Origin of the sequence: Pseudomonas sp. 20P_3.2_Bac5 (genome assembly GCF_025466035.1) — a bacterium.
Lineage (GTDB): Bacteria > Pseudomonadota > Gammaproteobacteria > Pseudomonadales > Pseudomonadaceae > Aquipseudomonas.
Genome location: NZ_JANLOA010000007.1, coordinates 16,196 through 35,280, shown reverse-complemented (window position 1 = coordinate 35,280; position 19,085 = coordinate 16,196). Strand labels below are relative to the sequence as shown.

Below are 19,085 nucleotides of genomic sequence, written 5' to 3'. Positions count from 1 at the left end.
CAAGCTCGCGCCTACAGGGGGCGAGGTCGGGCGCAGGCGGAGTTGTCTCGGTCCGGCATTTCCACTTATTCCATATCGATCTAAAACTCCCAGGATTCGCACCGGTCAGTTTCTGAGTGCCCACCTTTCGGGCACCTTCCCCAACGGCAAAACCGGTAAGGACTTATGTGCGGATTAGCTGGAGAGTTTCGTTTCACCCCTGTAGCCACCCCTTCGCGCCCGGCGGACCTCGCCGCGGTTGAACGGATAACCCATCACCTGGCACCCCGCGGCCCCGACGCCTGGGGCTTCCATAGCCAGGGGCCGATTGCCCTGGGCCATCGTCGCCTGAAAATCATGGACCTGTCCGATGGCTCGGCCCAGCCCATGGTCGATGCGCAACTGGGCTTGTCGCTGGCCTTCAACGGTGCCATCTACAACTTCCCGGAACTGCGCAGCGAGCTGGAAAGCCTCGGCTACGTCTTTTATTCCGGCGGCGACACCGAAGTGCTGCTCAAGGGCTATCACGCCTGGGGCGAACAGCTTCTGCCACGGCTGAACGGCATGTTCGCCCTGGCGATCTGGGAGCGCGACCGCCAGCAACTGTTCCTCGCCCGCGACCGCCTCGGCGTGAAGCCGCTGTACCTGTCGCGGACCAACGAACGCCTGCGTTTCGCCTCGACCTTGCCGGCCCTGTTGAAAGGCGGCGATATCGACCCGGTGCTGGACCCGGTGGCGCTCAATCACTACCTGAACTTCCATGCCGTGGTGCCAGCACCACGCACCCTGCTGGCGAATATCGAGAAACTGCCGCCAGCCACCTGGATGCGTATCGACGCCCAGGGCCGCAGCCAGCAGCAACAGTGGTGGAGCCTGCATTACGGGCCCCACACCGATGAACAGGACCTGGGCCTGGAAGACTGGCGCGACCGCGTTCTGGACAGCACCCGCGAGGCGGTGGCGATCCGTCAGCGCGCGGCCGTCGATGTTGGCGTGCTGCTCTCCGGCGGCGTCGATTCCAGTCTGCTTGTGGGCTTGTTGCGCGAGGCCGGGGTCGAAGACCTGTCGACCTTCTCCATCGGCTTCGAAGATGCCGGCGGCGAACGCGGCGACGAATTCCAATACTCCGACCTGATCGCCAAACACTACGGCACCCGTCACCACCAGTTGCGCATCGACGAACGCGAGATCATCACCCAGTTGCCAGCGGCCTTCCGGGCCATGAGCGAGCCGATGGTCAGCCACGACTGCATCGCCTTCTACCTGCTGTCGCGGGAAGTGGCCAAGCACTGCAAGGTGGTGCAGAGCGGCCAGGGCGCCGACGAGCTGTTCGCCGGTTATCACTGGTATCCGCAGGTGGATGGCGCGCAGGACCCGCTCGCGGCTTACCGCGCCGCGTTCTTCGACCGCAGCCACGGCGAGTACCGCGACACCGTGCAATTGCCTTGGCTGCTGGAGCACGACGCCGCCGGTGATTTCGTCCGCGAGCACTTCGCCCAGCCCGGCGCCCGCGAGGCGGTGGACAAGGCGCTGCGCCTGGACAGCACGGTGATGCTGGTGGATGACCCGGTCAAGCGGGTCGACAACATGACCATGGCCTGGGGCCTGGAAGCGCGCACGCCGTTCCTCGATTACCGCCTGGTCGAGCTGTCGGCGCGGATTCCGGCGCGCTTCAAGCTGCCCGACGGCGGTAAGCAAGTGCTCAAGGAAGCTGCGCGGCTGGTCATCCCAAGCGAAGTGATCGACCGCAAGAAAGGCTATTTCCCGGTGCCCGGCCTCAAGCATCTGCAAGGCGCGACCCTCGACTGGGTGCGCGAATTGCTGCTCGACCCGAGCCAGGATCGCGGCCTGTTCAATCCGGCCATGCTCGACCGCCTGCTGAGCGACCCGCATGGCCAGCTCACACCATTGCGCGGTTCGAAACTGTGGCAACTGGCGGCCCTCAACCTGTGGCTCAGCGAACAAGGAATCTGACCGATGAAGCCTCACACTTCCGCCTACGGCCAACGCTTGCTGCGCGGCCAGGTGCCGTCCTATGAACGGCTGCAGGCGCGCCTGGCCGGTGACGGCAACGAACCCAGCGACGAGCCCCGCGCCCTGCATTGCGGCTGGGGCCGGTTGCTGGTCGGCCACACCTATTCCGAGCCGGCCCTGCTGGCCGCCGCGCTGCTCGAAGAACAACCCGGCGAGCGCGATATCGCCCTTTATGTCGCCGCCCCGCAACAAGTGCTGGCCCAGGCGCCGCAGCAACTGTTCCTCGATCCGTCCGACACCCTGCGCCTGTGGTTCAGCGACTACCGCCCGGCGCAGCGGGTGTTCCGTGGTTTCCGCATCCGCCGCGCGCAAAGCGACGAGGACTGGCAGGCGATCAACACGCTGTACCTGACCCGCGGCATGCTGCCGGTGAACACCGCCCTGCTGACCCCGCGTCATCTCGGCGGGCCGGTGTACTGGCTGGCCGAGGACGAAGACAGCGGCGCGGTGATCGGCAGCGTCATGGGCCTGAACCACCACAAGGCCTTCGACGACCCGGAGCTGGGCAGCAGCCTCTGGTGCCTGGCGGTGGACCCGAACACCACCCGGCCAGGTGTCGGCGAGGTGCTGGTGCGCCACCTGATCGAGCACTTCATGAGCCGCGGGCTCAGCCACCTCGACCTCTCGGTGCTGCACGACAACCGCCAGGCCAAGCGCCTCTACGCCAAGCTCGGCTTCCGCAACCTGCCGACCTTCGCGGTCAAGCGCAAGAACGGCATCAACCAGCCGCTGTTCCTCGGGCCCGGTCCCGAAGCCGGACTCAATCCCTACGCGCGGATCATCGTCGAGGAAGCTTATCGCCGCGGCATCGATGTGCAGGTGGATGATGCCGATGCCGGGCTGTTCACCCTGATCCATGGTGGGCGCCGGGTGCGTTGCCGCGAGTCGCTGAGCGACCTGACCAGCGCCGTCAGCATGACCCTCTGTCAGGACAAGCAACTGACCCACAAGACCCTCGCCGCCGCCGGCCTGAAGCTGCCGGCCCAGCAACTGGCCGGCAGCGCGGATGACAACCTGGCCTTCCTCGAAGACCACGGCGCGGTGGTGGTCAAGCCGGTGGATGGCGAACAGGGCAACGGCGTTGCCGTCAACCTGAGCAGTCTCGACGAACTCAACCACGCCATCGAACAGGCCCGTCGCTTCGACAGCCGGGTGCTGCTGGAAAGTTTCCACGAAGGACTCGACCTGCGCATCGTGGTGATCGGTTTCGAAGTGGTGGCTGCGGCGATCCGCCACCCGGCCGAGGTGATCGGCGATGGCCTGCACAGCATCGGCGCGTTGATCGAAGCCCAGAGCCGTCGACGCCAGGCCGCAACCGCTGGCGAAAGCCGCATCCCGCTGGACGACGAAACCGCGCGCACCCTGCACGCCGCCGGTCTCGACTACCACAGCGTGCTGCCCGCCGGGCAGCGCCTGGCGGTCCGCCGTACCGCCAACCTGCACACCGGCGGCTGCCTCGAAGACGTCACCGCGCAATTGCACCCGACCCTGGTCGACGCCGCGATCCAGGCCGCCCGAGCCCTCGATATCCCGGTGGTCGGGCTGGACCTGATGGTCCGCGCCGCCGATCAGCCGGAGTACGTGTTCATCGAAGCCAATGAACGCGTTGGCCTCGCCAACCACGAACCTCAACCCACTGCCGAACGTTTCGTCGACCTGCTGTTTCCCCACAGCCGGCCCACGCCATGAACCAAGGAGTGCGTATGCCCGCCCCACTACCCGAACCGGACCTGAACTACCTGCAGAAAGTCCTGCTGGAAATGCTCGCGATCCCCAGCCCCACCGGCTTTACCGACACCATCGTGCGCTACGTCGCCGAACGCCTGGAAGAACTGGGCATCCCCTTCGAGCTGACCCGTCGCGGCACCATCCGCGCCACCCTCAAGGGCCGCAAGAACTCCCCGGACCGCGCCGTCTCCGCGCACCTGGACACCATCGGCGCCAGCGTACGCAACCTGCAAGACAACGGCCGCCTGGGCCTGGCGGCGGTGGGTTGCTGGTCGAGTCGTTTCGCCGAAGGCAGCCGGGTCAGCGTGTTCACCGACAACGGCGTGTTGCGCGGCAGTGTGCTGCCGCTGATGGCCAGCGGACACGCCTTCAACACCGCCATCGACCAGATGCCGGTGAGCTGGGAGCACATCGAAGTGCGCCTGGACGCCTACTGCGCGACCCGCGCCGATTGCGAGTCGCTGGGGATCAACATCGGTGATTTCGTCGCCTTCGATCCCTTGCCCGAGTTCACCGAAAGCGGCCATATCAGCGCCCGGCACCTGGATGACAAAGCCGGCGTCGCGGCATTGCTGGCGGCGCTCAAGGCCATTGTCGAAAGCGGCCAGCAGCCGCAGATCGACTGCCATCCGCTGTTCACCATCACCGAAGAAACCGGCTCCGGTGCAGCGGGCGCCCTGCCCTGGGATGTCAGTGAATTCGTCGGCATCGACATCGCCCCGGTCGCGCCCGGCCAGCACTCCAGCGAACACGCCGTGAGCGTGGCGATGCAGGATTCTTCCGGGCCTTACGACTACCACCTGTCGCGGCACCTGCTGCACCTGGCCCATGAACACAACCTGCCGGTGCGGCGCGACCTGTTCCGCTACTACTTCAGCGACGCCCACTCGGCGATCACCGCCGGACACGACATCCGCACCGCGCTGCTGGCCTTCGGTTGCGACGCGACTCACGGTTATGAACGCACCCATATCGACAGCCTCGCGGCGCTGAGCCGATTGCTGGGCGCGTACCTGCTGAGCCCACCGGTGTTCGCCGCCGACTCGCAGCCGGCGGGGAGTTCACTGGAGCGGTTCAGTCATCAGCTTGAGCATGACGCGCAGATGGAGAGTGATACGCGGGTGCCGGCGGTCGAGGAGGTGCTGGGCAGGCGGGATCAGTGAGTTGAATTGAGGGCCTCATCGCTGCGGTTCGGCGGCCCGACACGCCAGCGATGAGGCCCGAAAGAACAAACACAGGTAGCATGTGCCATCCCCCTCCCCCAAGGCCTGCTCCAGATGCTGATCCCCTACGACCAACTCGAAGCCGAGACCCTGACCCGCCTGATCGAGGATTTCGTCACCCGCGAAGGCACCGACAACGGCGACGACACCCCGCTGGAAACCCGCGTACTGCGGGTTCGCCAGGCGCTGGCCAAGGGTCAGGCATTCATCCTCTTCGACCTCGAAAGCCAGCAGTGCCAGTTGCTGGCCAAGCACGATGTGCCCAAGGAACTGCTCGACTGACCCGACGGCTAACTGGCCGCCTCCTTCTCCAGTTGCTCGGCCAGGCGCTTGTAGATCTCCGCGCGATGAATCTCGACATCACGCGGCGCGCTGATACCGAAACGCACGGTCCCGCCATCCACGGCCAGAACCTTGAGCTTGATGTCGTCGCCGATGTTGATGACCTCGCCTATTTCACGTCCTATAACCAACATTCCCGAATCCTCCATTTCAAGGTGAATTCGGAGACTGGCTGTCGGGGTAGTCCGCTTCAATGGTCTGATCTTGAAAGAGAGACGACCTACGCGACTAACGGAAATGCCCTACACATTCTTCCCACAAGATCAGCCCGCGCTGTGGAACCTCGGCCCCAGCAGGATGACCGTCGCACCCGCCACGCAGAGCAACCCGCCGATCCAGTCGCTGCCCAGCGGCCGGCCGCGCTCCACCAGCGCCAGCCAGAGCAATGAAGTGACAATATAGATTCCGCCATAGGCGGCATAGGCACGCCCGGCGTAAGCCGACTCGACACGGGTCAGCAGCAGGGCGAAGAGGGTCAGGCTGAGCAGCGCCGGGGCGATCCACCAGGCGCTCTTGCCCAGGCGCAGCCACATGTAGAAGGCGTAGCAACCGGCGATCTCGAACACCGCCGCGAGGAAGAACAACAGGTAATTGACCACAGGTATCCCCAATGCTGGCAAAGCGCCGAGGATACCCGATGCCGCCGCTCAGGATTGCGGCTGACGGCCTTTGGCGCGCATTTTCTCCGCCATGCTCGCCATTTCGTCGTAGAGCGCCTGCGGATTGTGCTGCTTGAGTTGCCAGGCCATCCGGCCCTGCTCGTGCGGCAGGATCATGAACTGGCCGCGGGCGACCTGCTGGTAGATGTACTCGGCGATATCGGTGGCGCTGATCGGCGAGCTTTCCAGCAGCTTGCCGACCTGGGCCTTCATCGCGGGCGTCGGGCCGCGGAAGGAGTCCAGCAGGTTGGTCTGGAAGAACGACGGGCAGACCACATGCACCGCCACGTCGAGTTGCCGCAGTTCCACCAGCAGACTCTCGGACAGCGCCACCACGCCGGCCTTGGCGACGTTGTAGTTGCTCATCGCCGGGCCCTGCATCAGCGCGGCCATGGACGCGATATTGATGATCCGCCCCTTGCTGCGCTCCAGCAGCGGCAAGAACGCCTTGCAGCCCTTGACCACGCCCATGAGGTTGATCGCGATCTGCCAGTCCCAGTCCTCCAGCGACAGCTCGGCGAAGAACCCGCCCGAAGCCACGCCGGCGTTGTTGACGATCACATCGATGCCGTCGAAGTGCTCTTCGCAGGCCTGGGCCAGGGCGATCAACTGGCTGTAGTCGCGGACATCGCAGCGCTGGATAAAGCCGCTGCCGCCCGCCTCGCGAACCAGCGCCAGGGTCTGTTTGAGGCCTTCCTCGCTGACATCGCTCAATGCCAGACGCCAGCCCTCACGGGCCCAGCGCAGGGCAATTTCACGACCCAGTCCGGATCCCGCGCCAGTGATCATCATGCGGTTCTGCATAGCCAGCTGCCTTGTGTGCTTGACGGTGAAGGCCAGTGTAGCGAAGGCCCTGCGCCGGCCCACGCGGTATCAGGTTGCTGAATGGCACGGGCAAAAAAAGGCGTGAATTGCGGGGCTCTCCAAGAGGCCAAACGTGAGGTTAATTAAACTTTTCCCTCACGGCAGGAGTCGCAATTACAAGCGGGCCTGAAAGCCAGGTCTGCCCATCCGACCGAAACCAGAGGAATCGTCATGGGCACAATTCTAATCATCATCCTGATCCTGCTGCTGATCGGTGGCCTGCCGGTATTCCCGCACTCCAGAAGCTGGGGCTACGGACCATCGGGCATCATCGGTACCGTGCTGATCGTCCTGTTGATATTGCTATTGCTCGGCTACATATGACCCGCGTCTGAACCGCCTCCCGCAGGCAAAAAAAAGACAGCCCGAGGGCTGTCTTTTTCATTGCCGGGTCGATCAGTGCGAAACCGCACCGCTGGCGCCCAGGCCGGTCTGCGAACGGACGAACTGCGGGAAGAACAGTGCGCGTTCTTCGTCGGCCGCCTTGGACTTGTCGGTGATCGAGAAGAACCAGATACCGACGAAAGCAATCAGCATGGAGAACAGTGCCGGGTACTCGTACGGGTAGATCGGTTTCTCGTGGTGCAGGATCTGTACCCAGATGGTCGGGCCGAGCACCATCAGGGCCACGGCGCTGATCAGGCCCATCCAGCCGCCGATCATGGCGCCACGGGTGGTCAGCTTCTTCCAGTACATCGAGAGCAGCAGTACCGGGAAGTTGCAGCTCGCGGCGATGGAGAACGCCAGGCCCACCATGAACGCGATGTTCTGGCTTTCGAAGAGGATACCCAGGCCGATGGCCAGCACCGCCAGGGCGATGGTGGTGATCTTCGAAACGCGGATCTCATCCTTATCGTTGACTTTGCCCTTGCGCCATACGCTGGCGTACAGGTCGTGGGATACCGCCGAAGCGCCTGCCAGGGTCAGGCCGGCAACCACCGCCAGGATGGTGGCGAAGGCCACTGCCGAGATGAAGCCGAGGAAGATGCTGCCGCCCACGGCGTTGGCCAGGTGCACCGCCGCCATGTTGTTACCGCCCAGCAAGGCACCTGCAGCGTCCTTGAAGGCCGGGTTGGTGCTGACCAGCAGGATCGCGCCGAAGCCGATGATGAAGGTCAGGATGTAGAAGTAGCCGATGAAGCCAGTGGCGTAGAACACCGATTTGCGGGCTTCTTTAGCATCGCTCACGGTGAAGAAGCGCATCAGGATGTGTGGCAGGCCAGCAGTACCGAACATCAGCGCCAGACCCAGCGAGAACGCCGAGATCGGATCTTTCACCAGACCGCCAGGGCTCATGATCGCTTCACCTTTAGGGTGAACGGCGATGGCCTGGGAGAACAGTTCGCTGAAGTTGAAGTTGACGTGCTTCATCACCATCAGCGCCATGAAGCTGGCACCGGAGAGCAGCAGCACTGCCTTGATGATCTGTACCCAGGTGGTCGCCAGCATGCCGCCGAACAGCACGTACAGGCACATCAGGATACCGACCAGGATGACCGCAACGTGGTAGTCCAGACCGAACAGCAGCTGGATCAGCTTGCCGGCACCGACCATTTGCGCGATCAGGTAGAACGCCACCACCACCAGCGAGCCGGAGGCCGACAGGGTGCGGATTTCTTTCTGGCCGAGGCGATAGGACGCCACGTCAGCAAAGGTGTATTTACCCAGGTTGCGCAGGCGTTCGGCGATCAGGAAGAGGATGATCGGCCAGCCGACCAGGAAGCCGATCGAGTAGATCAGGCCGTCATAGCCGGAAGTGAACACCAGGGCGGAAATACCCAGGAAGGACGCCGCGGACATGTAGTCACCGGCAATCGCCAGACCGTTCTGGAAGCCAGTGATCTTGCCGCCGGCAGCGTAGTAGTCGGACGCCGAGTTGTTCTTTTTCGAAGCCCAGTAGGTGATGCACAGGGTGGCGCCAACGAAGGCGACGAACATGAGGATCGCCGCAACGTTCAGCGGTTGTTTCTGTACCGCGCCGGTCAGGGCGTCGGCGGCCCAGACGGCGGGTGCGAACGCGCCGATGGCCAGGGTTGCCAGTAGACGCCGGATCATTGCTGAGCCTCCTTGAGGATTGCGTTGTTCAGCTCATCGAATTCACCGTTGGCGCGACGCACATAGATACCGGTGAGGATGAAGGCTGACAGGATCAGTCCCACGCCCAGGGGAATACCCCAGGTAATCGAAGAGTCAGGGCTGATCTTGGTTCCCAGCAGTTGGGGACCGTAGGCAATCAGAAGGATGAAAGCAGAATAGAGACCGAGCATGATTGCCGAGAGAATCCAGGCGAATCGTTCACGTTTTGAAACCAGCTCCTTGAACCGCGGGCTGTTTTGTATCGATAGGTAAATGCTGTCGTTCATTGTTTTTGTCCTCGCAGCACAGATTAGATAGAACGACTCCACTTTATGCTGCCTATGAACGCACTCCAGACGACCTTAGTCTTAGATGTAAAAGTCTTTTGCAAAGACTGTAAAAGCCCGCAAACAGAAGGGCCGCCCACCGGATAAACCGGGGGCGGCCCTGGAAGGCTCAGGATAGAGGCATCAAGCCATTATTTGCCGACCCACTCGGCAACGCGTTCGGGGTGTTTGGCTACCCAATCCTTCGCGGCGGCATCGGGCTTGGCGCCCTCTTGAATGGCCAACATGACCTCGCCGATTTCGTCTTTCGACTGCCAGGAGAACTTCTTCAGGAACTCCGCCACTTCCGGCGCCTTGGTCGCCAGTTCCTTGCTGCCGATGCTGTTGACGGTTTCCGCGGCGCCGTACACGCCCTTGGGGTCTTCGAGGAAGCGCAGTTTCCACTTGGCGAACATCCAGTGCGGTACCCAGCCGGTGACGGCGATGGACTGCTGCTTGGCATAGGCACGGCCCAGTTCGGCGGTCATCGCCGCGCCGGAACTGGCCTGCAGTTTGTAGCCGGTGAGGTCGTAGTCCTTGATCGCCTGTTCGCTCTTGATCATCACGCCGGAACCGGCGTCGATGCCGACGATTTTCTTCTTGAAGCTGTCATCGGTCTTGAGGTCGGCGACTGACTGCGCCTTGACGTACTCCGGCACGATCAGGCCGATCTTGGCGTCCTTGAAGTTCGGGCCATAGTCGACGACGTTGTCCTTGTTCTTCGTCCAGTATTCGCCGTGGGTGACGGGCAGCCAGGCCGAGAGCATGGCGTCGAGTTTGCCGGTGGCTACGCCCTGCCACATGATCCCGGTCGCCACGGGCATGAGTTTCACGTCATAGCCCAGCTTCTGTTTGATGACCTCCGCGGCCACATGGGTGGTTGCCACACTGTCGGACCAGCCATCGACATAGCCGATGCTCACTTCCTTGGCCATCGCCGTCATGGCGCTCATTGCCAATACCAGGGCGGTGCCCGCCCCCAGGAGTCGTCGCATTTTCATCAAAGCTTCCCCTTGTCACGTCACGGATAGTCATGCGCCCGACGCCGGTCGGACCACGTCTTGTTCTGGTGCACGGCGCCCCCATCACGCCTCGTTGCCTGGACCGAGAGAGCATCAGCGGAGTACTGATGCGCCCATCATCAACCCCGGCTCGTGGTGGACCTGCTCTGTCAGCGACCTCGAAACATCGAGAAACGACACCAGTTTGCCAGCACCGCCAGCAATCCCGGGGCCCTCGGTAAAGCCCGCCCGAACTTTGCATGCCAAAGGCAAAACCTCCGGTGTTTACGGGTAGTATTGGCGGCTTTGTTGCCTCACCGGATCGTTCCATGTCCTCGACCGCCCGCTTTGCGCTCCCCCCTTATCTGTTCGCCTGCCTGCTCGGCCTGTTCGCCCTCGCGGGCCTCTGGTACGGGCTCGGCAAGCCGGTGGTGCTGCCGGATGCCGCCAGCGCCACGCACAAATTGCAGTGCGCCTCCTACACCCCGTTCGACAAGGACCAGTCGCCCTTCGACCAGCCCTTCACCCTGCGCCCGGAACGCATCGACGCCGACCTCGCGCTGCTGTCGAAACGCTTCGAGTGCATCCGCACCTATTCCATGACCGGCCTCGAAGGCATCCCCGATATCGCCCGCAAGTACGGGCTGAAAGTGATGCTCGGAGCCTGGGTCAACGGCAACCCGGTGGATACCGACAAGGAAATCAAGGCACTGATCGCCTCGGCCAACGCCAACCAGGATGTGGTCCGCGCAGTGATCGTCGGCAACGAAACGCTGCTGCGCAAAGAGATCACCGGCGACCGCCTCGCCGAGCTCATCGGCCAGGTGAAAAGCCAGGTCCAGGTGCCCGTGACCTACGCCGATGTCTGGGAGTTCTGGCTGCAGCACCCGCAAATCGCCCCGGCGGTGGACTTCCTCACGATTCACCTGCTGCCCTACTGGGAAGATGATCCACGCGGCATCGACGACGCGCTGGCCCATGTCGGCGAGATCCGCCAGGTGTTCGGCAACCAGTTCGCGCCCAAGGACATCCTGATCGGTGAAACCGGCTGGCCCAGCGAGGGCCGCCAGCGCGAAACCGCGGTGCCAAGCCGGGTCAACGAAGCGCGCTTTATCCGTGGTTTCGTCGCCATGGCGGAAAAGAACGGCTGGCACTACAACCTGATCGAAGCCTTCGACCAACCGTGGAAACGCGCCAGCGAAGGCGCGGTAGGCGGTTACTGGGGCCTGTACGACGCCGACCGCCACGACAAGGGCGTACTCGAAGGGCCGGTGAGCAACCTGGCGTTGTGGCCGCAGTGGCTGGCCGCCAGCGTCGCGCTGTTCCTCGCCACCCTGGTGCTGGCGGGCCCGGTCCGCAGCACCCGCAACGCCCTGGCCCTGCCGCTGCTGGCAGCGATAGGTGCCGCCAGCATCGGCCTGTGGGGCGAACTGGCGCGGACCAACAGCCGCTTCTTCGGCGAATGGTTGTGGGTGGTGGTGCTGGTGGGGCTCAACCTGATCGTGCTGGCCCATGGCGCGCTCGCCCTGGCATCGCGCAGTGGCTGGCGTGAGCGAACCTTCGCCTGGCTGGAAGCCCGAGCGGGCTGGTGGGTACTGGCGGCGGGCTTTGCCGCGGCGGTGAGCATGCTGGCGCTGGTGTTCGATCCGCGCTATCGCAGTTTCCCGAGTGCCGCGTTCGTATTGCCGGCACTGGTTTACCTGCTGCGTCCAGTGAAGGTGGCGCGGGCTGAAGTAGCGCTGTTGACCTTGATCGTCGGTGCCGGGATCGGACCGCAGTTGTATCGCGAAGGATTGGAAAGCCTGCAGGCCTGGGGCTGGGCGGTGGTCAGTGTGTTGATGGTCGCTGCGTTGTGGCGCTGCCTGAAAACCCGATAGTCCTTTCGGTCCTCATCGCTGCGGTTCGGCAGCGATGAGGCCCTCAAATGCCCTGTCAAAGGGCGCGGCTCATCTGGCCCGACGAACCAACCGCAACCCCGCCAGTACCACCGCAAACACCGCGATACTCGCGGTGTACAACACCAGCGCCGGAATCCCCGCCACCAGCGCCAGCACCGCCAGCCAGCGCCCGGCCCGGTGCGACACGACCGTCCCCAGCAGCGCCAGTCCCAACGCCAGCCACGCCAGAATCCGGAAATGAATGGTCAGGCCCAGCGTCGAGCGAACCTGGCACTCCCACACCTGCACCTGCGCCGAGCAGATCCCCACCCACTGCGGATCCTCCATGAACCCGTAGCGAACCCCATAACTGGCGGCCAGCCACAACGGCACGAACAGCAACAAGGCGATAAGTGGCAAACGCTGAGACATGGTGACTCCAAAATCAGAAAAATCGGCGCCCAGCATAATCCTCCAGGCGGTCTGCGCAAGGCGAAAGCGCCAGCCTCGACTACTTTTAACGCCAGGATAAATGGAACCAATTGTTGCAGAGTCCAAGGCCATCACGGCAACATCCGGGACGACAAATACCGTGGCACCAGGCAACTTTGCCGGTAACACAGATGTCCTAGGCTGGACTACGCACCACGCTTTCGTGCCTTTTTCTGGGGATCCGTCATGTTTCGACCACTGCGCCTCGCTGCCCTGTTGGGCGGCCTTCTGTTGTGTGCGGCCGCGTCGGCGGCGGACATCGATGCCGCCACCTACGGCTATCCGCTGACCAACCCCTTCGAGGCGACTATCGCCACCACACCGCCGGACATGCGCCCGGAACTGCCCACCGACGATGACATCACGCAGTCCGACTACGACCTGAACGTGCGCCCGGAACGCGCCTTCACCCTGCCGGACAATTTCTGGCCGGTGAAAAAACTGCGCTACCGCCTGGCCCGCCAGGACCACGAAGCACCGCTGATCTTCCTCATCGCCGGCACCGGCGCACGCTACAACGCCAGCATCAACGAATACCTCAAGCGCCTCTATTACAAGGCCGGCTTCCACGTCGTGCAGTTGTCCTCGCCGACCAGCTTCGACTTCATCAGCGCCGCGTCGCGCTTCGCCACTCCCGGCGTCAGCACCGAGGACGCCGAAGACCTCTACCGGGTGATGCAAGGCGTGCGCGCCCAACACCCGCGGCTGCCGATCAAGGAGTTCTACCTCAGCGGCTACAGCCTCGGCGCGCTGGACGCGGCATTCGTCAGCCACCTGGACGAAACCCGGCGCAGCTTCAACTTCAAGCGCGTGCTGCTGCTCAACCCGCCGGTGAACCTCTACACCTCCATCAGCAACCTCGACCGCCTGGTGCAGACCGAGGTCAAGGGCGTGACCAGCCACACCACCTTCTATGAACTGGTGCTCAACAAGCTGACCCGCTACTTCCAGCAGAAAGGCTACATCGACCTCAACGACGCCCTGCTCTACGACTTCCAGCAATCGCGCCAGCACCTGAGCAACGAGCAGATGGCCATGCTGATCGGCACCTCGTTCCGCTTCTCCGCGGCCGATATCGCCTTCACCTCGGACCTGATCAACCGCCGCGGCCTGATCATCCCGCCGAAATTCCCGATCACCGAAGGCAGCAGCCTGACCCCGTTCTTCAAGCGTGCGCTGCAATGCGACTTCGACTGCTACCTGACCGAGCAGGTGATCCCCATGTGGCGCGCCCGCACCGACGGCGGCAGCCTGTTGCAATTGATCGACCAGGTGAGCCTCTACGCCCTGCAGGACTACCTGAGCAAGACGCCGAAGATCGCCGTGATGCACAACGCCGACGACCTGATCCTCGGCCCCGGCGATATCGGTTTCCTGCGCAAGACCTTCGGCGACCGACTCACCCTGTACCCCCATGGCGGCCATTGCGGCAACCTCAACTACCGCGTCAACAGCGACGACATGCTGGAGTTCTTCCGTGGTTAAACGCCTGCTGATCACCGCCCTGCTGCTGTCCGCCGGCCCGGCGTTCGCCGACGAACCCGCGCCCGCGGCCAGCGTCATCGACACCGACGGCTTCACCGAGCCGCTCAAGGAGCTGAAATTCAACCCCGGCCTGGACCAGCGCGAATTCGAACGTTCGACGCTCAACGCCCTCGCCGTCTACGACCCGCTGGAGTCCTGGAACCGCCGGGTCTATCACTTCAACTACCGCTTCGACGAGTGGGTGTTCCTGCCGGTGGTCAATGGCTACCGCTACGTCACCCCGCAGTTCGTGCGCAGCGGCGTGAGCAACTTCTTCAGCAACATCGGCGACGTGCCGAACCTGCTCAACAGCCTGTTGCAGTTCAAGGGCAAGCGCTCGCTGGACATCACCGCGCGGCTGCTGGTCAACACCACCATCGGCGTTTTCGGCCTGTGGGACCCGGCGACCATGATGGGCGTGCCGAAACAGAACGAGGACTTCGGCCAGACCCTGGGCTTCTACGGCGTGCCGGACGGCCCTTACCTGATGCTGCCGATCCTCGGCCCGTCGAACCTGCGCGACACGGGCGGCCTGGTGGTGGACTACAGCGCCGAGAACCAGATCAACTTCCTCAACGTCGCCGAAGTCAGCAGCGACCATCCGGAACTGTGGGTGCTACGCGCCATCGACCGACGCTACACCACCGCATTCCGCTATGGCCAGATGAATTCGCCGTTCGAGTACGAGAAGGTGCGCTACGTCTACACCGAGGCGCGGCACCTGCAGATCGCCGAGTAAGGGTTCAGACGTGAACGGGCGGCAAGCCGAGGAAGGCGCATAGCTGATCGCGCTTGGCCAGGGCATCACGCCGGCCGAGTTCGATCAGTTCGCTGCAATAGCCAGCTTCGAACAGCAAATAGCTGAGCACCCCGGCCCCGCTGGTCTTGGTCGCGCCTGGGCCGCGCAAGAACAGGCGCAGGGCCGCCGGCAGTTCGCGACGATGGCGCGCGGCGATCTCGTCCAGTGGCTGACTCGGCGCCACCACCAGCACCTCCACCGGCTCCAGTCCGAGCCGGCGCGGATAAGCCTGCTCCGGCACCAGGTGACTCAGGTGATTGAGGCGCTGCAACAATTCCAGATCGTCTTCCAGGCTGTCGATAAAGGTGCTGTTGAGCAGATGCCCGCCGATCTGCGCCAGGCTCGGCGGCTGGCCGCTGTAAATACGCTGGACCGGCTCGCTGACCGAGGGCCCGCGCGGGTTGCCACTGACCCCGACCACCAGGATGCGACTCGCCCCCAGGTGCAGCGCCGGGCTGATCGGTGCCGACTGGCGCACCGCGCCGTCGCCGTAATACTCGTGACCCAGCTTGACCGGCGCGAACAGCAGCGGGATCGCCGAACTGGCCAGCAGGTGCTCGACGCTCAAGCGGGTCGGCACGCCGATACGCCGATGGCGCAACCAGGGATCGATCGCGCCGCGGCCCTGATAAAAGGTCACCGCCTGCCCCGACTCATAGCCAAACGCGGTCACCGCGACCGCGCGCAGACAGTGCTGCTCGATGGCGTGACCGATGCCTCGCAGGTCGAGGTGTTCGTTGAGCAGGCCGCGCAACGGCGAGCTGTCGAGCAGCGCCACCGGCACTTGCCGGCCGAGGCCGAGCAGGCTGTGGCCGACGAAACGGCTGGCCTGGCGCATCACGCCGGGCCAGTCGCTACGCAGCACCTGATGGCTGCGAAAGCCTTGCCAGAAGCTGGTCAGGCGCCGGATCGCCTCGGCGAAATGCAGGGCGCCGCTGGCCAGGGTCACCGCATTGATGGCGCCGGCGGAGGTGCCGACGATTACCGGGAAGGGATTGGATGCGCCCTGCGGCAGCAGATCGGCGATCCCCGCCAGAACCCCGACCTGATAGGCGGCACGGGCGCCACCACCGGAAAGGATCAGGCCGGTGACCGGTTCTGCTGCTGCCATGCTCATGCTCCCTGAGATAAATGTGCGCCGCGCTTAACGCCGATACAGCTTCGGCTCTCCTGGCGGGCGCGACTTGAAGCGCCGATGCGCCCACAGGTACTGCTCCGGGCAGGCCCGCAGCGCCTGCTCGATCCACTGGTTGATGCGCAGGCAGTCGGCTTCTTCGGTTTCGCCGGGGAAGTCCGCGAGCGGCGGGTGAATCACCAGCCGGTAACCACTGCCGTCGGCCAGACGCTCCTGAGTGAACGGAATCACTCGGGCCCGGCCCAGGCGGGCGAATTTGGTGGTGGCGGTCACGGTTGCCGCCTGAATGCCGAACAGCGGCACGAACAGGCTCTGCTTGGCGCCGTAGTCCTGGTCCGGCGCGTACCAGATCGCCCGACCGGCGCGCAGCAGCTTGAGCATGCCGCGCACATCCTCACGCTCCACCGCCAGCGAATCGAGGTTATGACGCTCGCGGCCGCGGCGCTGGATCAGGTCGAACAGCGGGTTCTTGTGCTCGCGGTACATGCCGTCGATGGTGTGGACCTGGCCCAGCAGCGCCGCGCCAATCTCCAGGGTGGTGAAATGCAGGGCCATGAGGATGGCGCCCTGGCCATCACGCTGCGCGGCCTGCAAATGCTCCAGCCCCTCGATATGCGCCAGGCGCGCCAGCCGGGCCTTTGGCCACCACCAGCTCATGGCCATTTCGAAGAAGGCGATGCCGGTGGACGCGAAGTTTTCCTTTAACAGGCGCTTGCGTTCGACGGACGGCAGTTCCGGGAAACACAGTTCCAGGTTGCGCGCCGCAATCGCCCGACGAGCACCGGCCACGCGGTACATCAAAGCACCGAGGACACGACCGATGCCCAGCAAAACCGGGTACGGAAGCTGGACGATCAGCCAGAGCAGCCCGAGCCCCAGCCACAGCGGCCAGAAACGCGGGTGCAGGAAATAAGGACGAAAACGCGGGCGATCCATTCAAGATTCCGGAAAGAAAAAGGCCGGGCATTCTACAACGGTTCGGCGCGGGTTGCGGCTAACCGGCGTTCTCGTTATAAGTCTGGGCACTTTTTTCGCAACAAGGCGCCTCGACGCAGACATGAGCCAGACCCCGACGCCCGACCAAGCCCCCGTGTTCCAGCTCAAGGGCAGCATGCTCGCCATCACCGTGCTGGAGCTTGCCCGGAACAACCTCGAAGGACTCGACCGGCAACTGGCGGCCAAGGTGGCCCAGGCGCCGAACTTCTTCAGCAACACCCCGCTGGTGCTGGCGCTGGACAAGCTGCCGCCCGGCGAAGGCGCGGTGGACCTGCCGGGGCTGATGCGGGTCTGCCGCCAGCACGGGCTGCGCACGCTGGCGATCCGCGCCAGCCGCATCGAGGACATCGCCGCCGCCATCGCCATCGACCTGCCGGTGCTGCCACCGTCCGGCGCCCGCGAGCGGCCGGTGGAGCCGGAAGTCGAGGTGGTGAAGAAGCCCGAACCGGCCCCGGCGCCGCCTCCACCGCCCGAACCGACCGTCCGCCCGACCAAGATCATCACCTCGCCTGTACGCGGCGGCCAACAGATCTATGCTCAAGGTGGCGATCTGGTAGTGATATCGGCGGTCAGCCCCGGCGCGGAACTTCTCGCCGATGGCAACATCCATGTGTACGGGCCAATGCGGGGGCGTGCACTGGCAGGTATCAAGGGCAATACCAAGGCGCGGATTTTCTGCCAGCAGATGACCGCCGAACTGGTCTCCATCGCCGGGCAATACAAGGTCTCCGAAGACCTGCGCCGTGACCCTCTGTGGGGTGCCGGCGTGCAGGTCAGCCTGTCCGGTGACGTGTTGAACATCACCCGCCTTTAACGGATACTGCCGCCATTTTCCGCGCAACTTAGTCAGATGTTGCCGTTTTTTGTATTTTGGGACCGATCGTCCTTTTTCATCATTTTTAGGGGTGATACACCTTGGCCAAGATTCTCGTGGTTACTTCCGGCAAGGGTGGTGTGGGCAAAACCACCACCAGTGCCGCCATCGGTACCGGTCTCGCGCTGCGCGGCCACAAGACAGTGATCGTCGACTTCGACGTCGGCCTGCGTAACCTCGACCTGATCATGGGCTGCGAACGCCGCGTGGTGTACGACTTCGTCAACGTGGTCAACGGCGAAGCCAACCTGCAGCAAGCCCTGATCAAGGACAAGCGCCTGGAAAACCTGTACGTGCTGGCCGCCAGCCAGACCCGTGACAAGGACGCGCTGACCGTCGAAGGCGTCGAAAAGGTCCTGATGGAACTGAAGGAAAACTTCGAATACGTGGTCTGCGACTCCCCGGCCGGCATCGAGAAGGGCGCGCACCTGGCGATGTACTTCGCCGACGAAGCCATCGTCGTGACCAACCCTGAAGTGTCCTCGGTACGTGACTCGGACCGCATGCTGGGCCTCTTGGCCAGCAAATCGCGCCGCGCCGAGCGCAACGAAGACCCGATCAAGGAACACCTGCTGATCACCCGTTACCACCCCGAGCGCGTCAGCAAGGGCGAGATGCTTGGCGTCGAAGACGTCAAGGAGATCCTCTCGGTCGCCCTGCTCGGTGTCATTCCCGAATCCCAGGCCGTGCTCAAGGCCTCCAACCAAGGCGTCCCGGTCATCCTCGACGACCAGAGCGATGCCGGCCAGGCGTACAGCGACACTGTCGACCGCCTGTTGGGCAAAACCGTGGAACACCGGTTCCTCGATGTACAGAAGAAGGGATTCTTCGAGCGCCTGTTTGGAGGCAACTGAACCATGAACCTTTTTGACTTCTTTCGTGCCAACAAAAAGCAGAGCTCCGCGTCGGTTGCGAAAGAGCGTCTACAGATCATCGTGGCGCACGAGCGCGGTCAGCGCAGTACCCCGGACTATCTGCCAGCCCTGCAAAAGGAACTGGTCGAAGTGATCCGCAAGTACGTCAACATCGGCAACGATGATGTGCAGGTCGCTCTGGAGAACCAGGGCAGCTGCTCGATCCTGGAACTGAACATCACCCTGCCCGAGCGCTGATAGCGTCTGCGGGTAACCTGCCACGGCGACGGCCGGGCCCGGGC

General features: G+C 63.7%; 20 protein-coding genes. 11 read left to right on the top strand and 9 right to left on the bottom strand.

Translation table 11 applies throughout. The features are described from left to right. Positions 1 to 165 precede the first annotated feature (165 nt). The 4 genes from NTD88_RS00655 (at position 166) to NTD88_RS00640 (ending at position 5,246) form a co-directional block, all read left to right on the top strand. On the top strand, positions 166 to 1,953 hold the full coding sequence (locus tag NTD88_RS00655) for an N-acetylglutaminylglutamine amidotransferase (protein ID WP_262155491.1): 1,788 nt from the start codon (positions 166 to 168) through the stop codon (positions 1,951 to 1,953). A gap of 3 nt (positions 1,954 to 1,956) precedes the next feature. After that, positions 1,957 to 3,702, top strand: a complete 1,746-nt coding sequence (gene ngg / locus NTD88_RS00650) for an N-acetylglutaminylglutamine synthetase (protein WP_262155492.1) — start codon at positions 1,957 to 1,959, stop codon at positions 3,700 to 3,702. A 14-nt stretch (positions 3,703 to 3,716) separates the two neighbouring features. Next, positions 3,717 to 4,904 carry an osmoprotectant NAGGN system M42 family peptidase gene (locus tag NTD88_RS00645; protein WP_095155475.1) on the top strand — a complete coding sequence of 396 codons (1,188 nt, stop codon included), beginning with the start codon at positions 3,717 to 3,719 and terminating at the stop codon, positions 4,902 to 4,904. A gap of 114 nt (positions 4,905 to 5,018) precedes the next feature. Then, entirely contained in the window at positions 5,019 to 5,246 is a 228-nt protein-coding gene (locus tag NTD88_RS00640) for a YheU family protein (RefSeq protein WP_095155474.1), read from the top strand. 8 nt (positions 5,247 to 5,254) lie between these two features. Here NTD88_RS00640 and csrA read toward each other — a convergent pair whose 3' ends face one another. From csrA to NTD88_RS00625, 3 genes are all read right to left on the bottom strand, one after another. Beyond that, positions 5,255 to 5,440: a carbon storage regulator CsrA gene (csrA, locus tag NTD88_RS00635; protein ID WP_095155473.1), complete on the bottom strand. Its 186-nt coding sequence runs from the start codon at positions 5,438 to 5,440 to the stop codon at positions 5,255 to 5,257. Between the two features lie 129 nt (positions 5,441 to 5,569). Further along, the gene (locus NTD88_RS00630) at positions 5,570 to 5,905 is read right to left on the bottom strand and encodes a YnfA family protein (protein ID WP_095155472.1); all 336 of its coding nucleotides are present in this window, start codon (positions 5,903 to 5,905) and stop codon (positions 5,570 to 5,572) included. Positions 5,906 to 5,953: 48 nt separating this feature from the next. Beyond that, complete coding sequence (locus NTD88_RS00625; RefSeq protein ID WP_095155471.1) at positions 5,954 to 6,769, bottom strand: SDR family oxidoreductase; 816 nt, start codon at positions 6,767 to 6,769, stop codon at positions 5,954 to 5,956. A 225-nt stretch (positions 6,770 to 6,994) separates the two neighbouring features. On the opposite strand from NTD88_RS00625, the gene NTD88_RS00620 reads away from it, so the two are divergent. Then, on the top strand, positions 6,995 to 7,153 hold the full coding sequence (locus NTD88_RS00620; protein ID WP_175652484.1) for a DUF3309 family protein: 159 nt from the start codon (positions 6,995 to 6,997) through the stop codon (positions 7,151 to 7,153). Positions 7,154 to 7,225: 72 nt separating this feature from the next. Here NTD88_RS00620 and NTD88_RS00615 read toward each other — a convergent pair whose 3' ends face one another. From NTD88_RS00615 to NTD88_RS00605, 3 genes are all read right to left on the bottom strand, one after another. Then, a complete protein-coding gene (locus tag NTD88_RS00615) occupies positions 7,226 to 8,884 on the bottom strand; it encodes a cation acetate symporter (protein ID WP_095155469.1) in 1,659 nt (552 codons plus the stop codon). Then, positions 8,881 to 9,192: a DUF485 domain-containing protein gene (locus NTD88_RS00610; RefSeq protein WP_095155468.1), complete on the bottom strand. Its 312-nt coding sequence runs from the start codon at positions 9,190 to 9,192 to the stop codon at positions 8,881 to 8,883. Before NTD88_RS00610 ends, NTD88_RS00615 begins: the two co-directional genes overlap by 4 nt. 191 nt (positions 9,193 to 9,383) lie before the next feature. Then, positions 9,384 to 10,232, bottom strand: a complete 849-nt coding sequence (locus NTD88_RS00605; protein WP_262155493.1) for a glycine betaine ABC transporter substrate-binding protein — start codon at positions 10,230 to 10,232, stop codon at positions 9,384 to 9,386. 329 nt (positions 10,233 to 10,561) lie between these two features. Here NTD88_RS00605 and NTD88_RS00600 point away from each other — a divergent pair, with 329 nt between their 5' ends. Then, entirely contained in the window at positions 10,562 to 12,109 is a 1,548-nt protein-coding gene (locus tag NTD88_RS00600) for a beta (1-6) glucans synthase (RefSeq protein ID WP_262155494.1), read from the top strand. A 69-nt stretch (positions 12,110 to 12,178) separates the two neighbouring features. Here the strand turns inward: NTD88_RS00600 and NTD88_RS00595 are convergent, their stop codons facing one another. Beyond that, positions 12,179 to 12,541 (bottom strand): hypothetical protein, encoded by a 363-nt coding sequence (locus NTD88_RS00595; RefSeq protein ID WP_262155495.1) that lies wholly within the window; start codon positions 12,539 to 12,541, stop codon positions 12,179 to 12,181. Between the two features lie 246 nt (positions 12,542 to 12,787). On the opposite strand from NTD88_RS00595, the gene NTD88_RS00590 reads away from it, so the two are divergent. Continuing rightward, a complete protein-coding gene (locus NTD88_RS00590) occupies positions 12,788 to 14,086 on the top strand; it encodes a serine/threonine protein kinase (RefSeq protein WP_262155496.1) in 1,299 nt (432 codons plus the stop codon). Then, a complete protein-coding gene (locus tag NTD88_RS00585; RefSeq protein ID WP_262155497.1) occupies positions 14,079 to 14,864 on the top strand; it encodes a VacJ family lipoprotein in 786 nt (261 codons plus the stop codon). The genes NTD88_RS00590 and NTD88_RS00585 overlap by 8 nt, the downstream gene beginning before the upstream one ends. A 4-nt stretch (positions 14,865 to 14,868) precedes the next feature. On the opposite strand, the gene NTD88_RS00580 is transcribed toward NTD88_RS00585, so the two are convergent. Further along, positions 14,869 to 16,035 carry a patatin-like phospholipase family protein gene (locus NTD88_RS00580; protein ID WP_262155498.1) on the bottom strand — a complete coding sequence of 389 codons (1,167 nt, stop codon included), beginning with the start codon at positions 16,033 to 16,035 and terminating at the stop codon, positions 14,869 to 14,871. 33 nt (positions 16,036 to 16,068) lie between these two features. Then, complete coding sequence (locus NTD88_RS00575) at positions 16,069 to 16,995, bottom strand: lipid A biosynthesis lauroyl acyltransferase (RefSeq protein ID WP_095155462.1); 927 nt, start codon at positions 16,993 to 16,995, stop codon at positions 16,069 to 16,071. A gap of 121 nt (positions 16,996 to 17,116) precedes the next feature. Here NTD88_RS00575 and minC point away from each other — a divergent pair, with 121 nt between their 5' ends. The 3 genes from minC to minE all read left to right on the top strand — a co-directional run bounded on the left by minC (position 17,117) and on the right by minE (position 19,041). Continuing rightward, on the top strand, positions 17,117 to 17,869 hold the full coding sequence (minC, locus tag NTD88_RS00570) for a septum site-determining protein MinC (RefSeq protein WP_095155461.1): 753 nt from the start codon (positions 17,117 to 17,119) through the stop codon (positions 17,867 to 17,869). 101 nt (positions 17,870 to 17,970) lie between these two features. Next, positions 17,971 to 18,783, top strand: coding sequence for a septum site-determining protein MinD (minD, locus tag NTD88_RS00565; protein WP_095155460.1), 813 nt, complete (start codon positions 17,971 to 17,973; stop codon positions 18,781 to 18,783). Positions 18,784 to 18,786: 3 nt separating this feature from the next. Then, positions 18,787 to 19,041, top strand: a complete 255-nt coding sequence (gene minE / locus NTD88_RS00560; protein WP_095155459.1) for a cell division topological specificity factor MinE — start codon at positions 18,787 to 18,789, stop codon at positions 19,039 to 19,041. Positions 19,042 to 19,085 lie beyond the last annotated feature (44 nt).